The organism is Chryseobacterium barbadense, assembly GCF_042849955.1.
GTDB lineage: Bacteria > Bacteroidota > Bacteroidia > Flavobacteriales > Weeksellaceae > Chryseobacterium.
The window spans coordinates 1-4,246 of sequence record NZ_BAAFHL010000113.1; the positions used below are offsets into that span (position 1 = coordinate 1).

Sequence of the window (4,246 nt, forward strand, 5' to 3'; positions counted from 1 at the left end):
GCGACATCCCTCACAATGTAGAAGTGCTGAGAAAACTTGGCAACACTGACTATGAACTTTTCGGTTTAACAAACTGGTCTGCAGAAACCTTCCCGTACGCTTTGGAAAATTATGATTTCTTTCAGCTCTTCAATGGGAAAATTGTGGTTTCAGGGACAGAAAAATTAATCAAGCCTGATCCGAAGATCTGGTATGTATTACTGGAAAGATATCATATTCAGGCACAGGAATCTGTTTTCATTGATGATAATGTAAAAAATATTGAAACGGCGCAGTCTTTAGGTTTTAACACCATCCACATTCATTCTGAAACAGATTTACAGCAGGAACTGATCAACTTAGGTGTTCAATTTGAATAAAATACCTGCCTAATAAGAATTTAATCATCCTCATGATAAGTTTATTTAGTAATTTAGATGAGGATTTTTTATGCATATGAACAAAATTTTATTTTTACTTCCTTTTATAGGAATTTATTTTCAGGCCCAGACAACGGATCAACAAGTAATGGAAGAGCAGGCTTTACTGGAAAAATGCAAGAAACAATATGGTGAAGAAAAATGCCTTTCCGATACTGATAATGACAAAATACCTTTCTATTGGGATAAAAACCCTGAAAAGGCTGGTACCGTAGCAACTGATGCATTGGAGCCCTTCAAAAAGAAATGTGAAACCATTTATCAACAAGACAAAACCGACCTTGAAAATTTCAAGCTTCAATACAAAGACATAGGAAAGATTTATGACCAGATCAATAAGAATATTCTGGATGATCTTCCTGAAGAAAGCTTTACGGATACGTTTATTTTTATTTATTTCATGGATAAGTACTCCTGTGATCTGGTAGGGTCCTGCTGCAGTACTCTGGCCACCGATGAGCATAATTATCTGATCTCAAAATTCTGGAATAAAAGTGCTTTGGAAAACCTTACTAAGTATAAAAGAACAATAACGCTGTCAACAAAGCTGGAAAAAGATGAAAAAGAGAAGTTTCTTACCCCTTATGATCCGGAATTAAAAGTATTTTTACTTAAGAATTACAATCCTCAGTATAATATTGTAAAAATCCAGTCGAAGAATAAGGACGAAAATCCAAGACCTATTGCCATTCAGTTAATGATTTTCAATCCTTACAAGCTGCAGATCACCTATCTGAATCAAATAAAAACCTATGAATACGATGGAGAGAAATGGACTATTCAAAAACAATAAACCTTAGAGATTAAAGTTTAGAAATTAAGAGCATTAAGAGATGTGCTCCATTCAGAATGGCAGACCAACCTTACTAAAATTACAAGATATGATACGTTCAATTTTATTATCAGTATTTCTTATGAGTTCAGGAACACTTTTCAGCCAAAAGCTTTCAAAAGTTACTTATCAGGATGGTACCCAAAAGCTCAACGGCATGGTCACCTCCAATGCCGGGAAAAAGCTTCCCGGAGTTCTTATCTTACCCGCTTGGAAAGGGATAGACGATGAAGCAAAAACCGCAGCAGCAGATCTTGAAAAACAAGGTTATATTGCTTTTATTGCCGACATTTACGGAGAGGGAAATATTCCGGCAGATAATGCAACGGCTGCAAAAAGTTCAGGATATTACAAGCAAAATTATGAAGCTTACCAGAAGCGTATCGCTCTGGCGTTGGAACAACTTAAGAAAAATGGGGCAATTCCTGAGAAAATTGCCGTAATCGGATATTGTTTCGGGGGAACCGGTGCTTTAGAAACAGCGAGAGGGAATTTACCTGTTGCCGGGGTTGTTTCTATTCATGGAAGCCTGGCTAAAGATCAGACCAGAAAGAATAATCCTATAAATCCGAAAATCCTTGTTGAAAATCCTGCAGATGACCAAGGGGTTACTCAACAGGACTATGATAATTTAGTAAAAGAAATGAATGAAGGAAATGCGGATTGGCAGATTATTACTTATGCTCATTCCAAACATACATTCACAGATCCGAAATCCCCTGATTATAATGAAGTAATGGCGAAAAGGGCCTGGAATCATACGCTGATGTTCTTGAAAGAGATTTTGAAATAATTTATAATCCAAAATAAACGGCATCGGCTTCGCTTACGCGAAGCCGATGCCGTTTATTCACTTTCTCATTCTGACGACAGGAAAGATCTTAAGATTAGATTTTTCACTCCATTACGTTTCGCCCTGAATGACAAAACCGGTAATTTACAGGCAATTTAATGATTCTGCTTTCATTAAATTAAATCAATCTACTCCTTCTTCTTCCCTATTCACTAATTCCATAGAAAAAGCAGGAAGACAGATCGAAATATATTCGCAAACCTCTGAAAACGGATTGCTGTAACGTACTCTGGCTCCTTTTTCTACTAAGATGCTCTGTCCTTTTTCAAGAACAACAATTTCTCCTTCTATTTCAAACTGCTTCTTTCCCGAGATAATAATGGTAAACTCATCAAATTCAGGAGTCTGATGCGGCTCGCTCCACTCCGGCGGAGCTACCATATGAGCAATGGAAATATGGGAATGTTGTGTGGAATTTCCCCAATGCTCCTCTATTAATTTCCCATCTGTGGTGGGTACTACAAATGGCGATTTCCGGATTTTATATTTTTTCATTGTAGCCAGTTTTCTTTTTTTATTTCATATACAAAATTGGTTTTTGGAGGTTCTCCGAAATAAGCGACTTCTTCCTCTGCAATCTTCTTCCCTCCTAATCTTCCTAATGCAATCTGGGAACGCACGTTGTTTTTACCAATATGAAAATATACTTTATCTACATATTGGAAGATATAATCCAGCATGAGCTTTTTCACCTGCGGATTTACTCCTTTTCCCCATGAATTCGTACCATAAAAGGTATACCCTACAAAAATGCTGTTGTCTTTTTCATTGAAATCATAATAACGGCTGCTCCCCAGTATTTCACCGGAAGCTTTGTCTGTTATTTTGAAAGCACCTTGACTTTCAATAGCGCCTTTGAAAAAGATTTCAAAAACTTCTCTTTTATAACGGTCTTTATTGGGATGCTGTTCCCATACTTTCGGATCTGAAGCTACTTCATATAAAGACTCAAAATCCCCTTGCTGTAAGGGGATTAATTGATATTCCTGATTTTCCAAAACAGGTTGGATTGAAAAACTCATTGCTTAACTTTTGGTTTTATTGGCGTCAGATTCTATTTTTTTAATCTCTTTCAGCTTATCCGTAATCTTGATCACCGCATCAGGCTTTGCCGGTTTTAACGGAACTTCCGCCTGGGTAAAGTCCCATTTCAGCACAAGGTTGGCCGAGTTTTCATCAATAGGATTCAGGGTAATTTCAAACCATTCCTGCTTGTCTGCCAGTTTATTTACGGGAACCGTAACGTCCACCACATCCTGCTTCGGATCATACGTATAAGCGCCCCACTGCTGGAAATCTTTATTCAGGATCACTTTCCACTCTTTTTCCGTAGGAACGATGAATAATCCATAAGTTCCCGCCGGAACTATTTTCCCTCCAAAACTCACGGCTTGTCCGAAGGTAACTTTAGTAGAGGAATTGGCTCCTGCTCTCCAAACCTGGCCGTAAGGAACTAATTCTCCGAATATTTTACGTCCTTTCACTCCCGGTCTTCCGTAATCAACTGTTACTTTAGACATTGAAAATTGCTGTTCTACTTTTTGTCTCGGACTCGCTGCCGGAACTGAATAATCCTGTGCAAAACTTAAAGCCGAAACTGATAAACCAAGTGCTATTATTAACTTTCTCACGTACAAATTTTTGTTTAAAATTACAAAATCAAAACAAGATAGCCTTCTCCAATTCCAACAATTTTTGTTTTCTCCAGATTCCTCCGGCATAGCCTACCAGTTCTCCGCTGGAGCCAATCACCCGGTGACAGGGAATCAGAATGGCTATTTTATTAATGCCGTTCGCTGTTCCTACAGCGCGGATAGCTTTCGGGTTTCCTAAAAACTCTGATTGCTGTTTGTAGGTTCTGGTCTCTCCCATCGGAATTTCACGCAAAAGCTGCCATACTTTTTCCTGGAATTCGGTTCCGGTAATGTATAATGGCACTTCAAACCTGTTTCTTTTTTCTTCAAAATATTCTTTCAGCTCTTTTTCAAGCTGTGTAAAATGTGGATGCTCTTTTTCAACAATTTCTGCATTTAAAGATTGGGATAAGGATTTGAATTGCTTATCCATATTCTTTCTGTCGGTAAATTCCAGAAGGCAGATTCCTTCGTCCACAGCACAGGCAAACATGTCTCCGAGCGGAGT

The 4,246-nt window shown here is 38.1% G+C and carries 7 protein-coding genes; 3 read left to right on the forward strand and 4 right to left on the reverse strand.

What is annotated here, in order from left to right:
* The 3 genes from ACGHIN_RS16760 to ACGHIN_RS16770 form a co-directional block, all read left to right on the forward strand.
* Positions 1 to 359: HAD-IA family hydrolase (locus ACGHIN_RS16760; protein ID WP_390456204.1), on the forward strand; the 359-nt coding region annotated here is incomplete at its 5' end.
* A 76-nt stretch (positions 360 to 435) separates the two neighbouring features.
* Entirely contained in the window at positions 436 to 1,212 is a 777-nt protein-coding gene (locus tag ACGHIN_RS16765) for a hypothetical protein (protein ID WP_390456206.1), read from the forward strand.
* An 88-nt stretch (positions 1,213 to 1,300) separates the two neighbouring features.
* Positions 1,301 to 2,044, forward strand: coding sequence for a dienelactone hydrolase family protein (locus ACGHIN_RS16770; protein ID WP_390456208.1), 744 nt, complete (start codon positions 1,301 to 1,303; stop codon positions 2,042 to 2,044).
* A 183-nt stretch (positions 2,045 to 2,227) separates the two neighbouring features.
* On the opposite strand, the gene ACGHIN_RS16775 is transcribed toward ACGHIN_RS16770, so the two are convergent.
* The 4 genes from ACGHIN_RS16775 to ACGHIN_RS16790 form a co-directional block, all read right to left on the reverse strand.
* Entirely contained in the window at positions 2,228 to 2,599 is a 372-nt protein-coding gene (locus ACGHIN_RS16775; RefSeq protein ID WP_390456210.1) for a cupin domain-containing protein, read from the reverse strand.
* A complete protein-coding gene (locus ACGHIN_RS16780) occupies positions 2,596 to 3,126 on the reverse strand; it encodes a GNAT family N-acetyltransferase (RefSeq protein ID WP_390456213.1) in 531 nt (176 codons plus the stop codon). The genes ACGHIN_RS16775 and ACGHIN_RS16780 overlap by 4 nt, the downstream gene beginning before the upstream one ends.
* 3 nt (positions 3,127 to 3,129) lie before the next feature.
* Positions 3,130 to 3,735: a DUF2911 domain-containing protein gene (locus ACGHIN_RS16785; protein WP_390456216.1), complete on the reverse strand. Its 606-nt coding sequence runs from the start codon at positions 3,733 to 3,735 to the stop codon at positions 3,130 to 3,132.
* Positions 3,736 to 3,763: 28 nt separating this feature from the next.
* Positions 3,764 to 4,246, reverse strand: a 483-nt coding sequence (locus ACGHIN_RS16790; RefSeq protein WP_390456219.1) for a methylated-DNA--[protein]-cysteine S-methyltransferase, incomplete at its 5' end; no start/stop codon positions are given.

Bases quoted from the DNA above. Each gene is read 5' to 3' on its own strand.
- ACGHIN_RS16780 (WP_390456213.1), bottom strand. From the start codon at position 3,126: ATGAGTTTTTCAATCCAACCTGTTTTGGAAAATCAGGAATATCAATTA.
- ACGHIN_RS16765 (WP_390456206.1), top strand. From the start codon at position 436: ATGAACAAAATTTTATTTTTACTTCCTTTTATAGGAATTTATTTTCAG.
- ACGHIN_RS16775 (WP_390456210.1), bottom strand. From the start codon at position 2,599: ATGAAAAAATATAAAATCCGGAAATCGCCATTTGTAGTACCCACCACA.
- ACGHIN_RS16770 (WP_390456208.1), top strand. From the start codon at position 1,301: ATGATACGTTCAATTTTATTATCAGTATTTCTTATGAGTTCAGGAACA.